The sequence below is a fragment of the Streptomyces sp. SID14478 genome, from assembly GCF_010548525.1.
In the GTDB taxonomy this organism is placed as follows: Bacteria; Actinomycetota; Actinomycetes; order Streptomycetales; family Streptomycetaceae; genus Streptomyces.
On sequence record NZ_JAAGMG010000544.1, the window covers coordinates 1 to 292 of the forward strand.

At 78.1% G+C, this 292-nt stretch carries 1 pseudogene; it reads right to left on the reverse strand.

Annotated elements, in window-relative coordinates:
- A pseudogene (locus tag G3I40_RS17595) lies at window positions 1-292 on the reverse strand (DNA-binding protein); the annotation flags it as partial.

The window sequence follows — 292 nt, forward strand, 5'->3', positions numbered from 1 at the left end:
GCAGGGCGAGCGAGGTGCCGGGCGGGTGTGCGGCGCGCACGACGCGGGAGACGCTGCGGCCGGCCAGCGAGCGGACGGCCTGCCAGCGCTGGGCGCCCGCGGGCAGCAGGTTCTCGGTGAGCAGCGCGGACACGATCCGGTTGATGAAGTGGAAGGTCAGCGCGGTGCCGATGTGGGAGGCGAGGTCGGCGCGGGCGAACGGCGCCGGGGTCAGGTCCGCGGAGCCGGGGACGCGGGTGGCGCGGCCCCATCGGAGGATCCGGGCCGCCCGTTCGTCGCGCGGCGCCGCGTC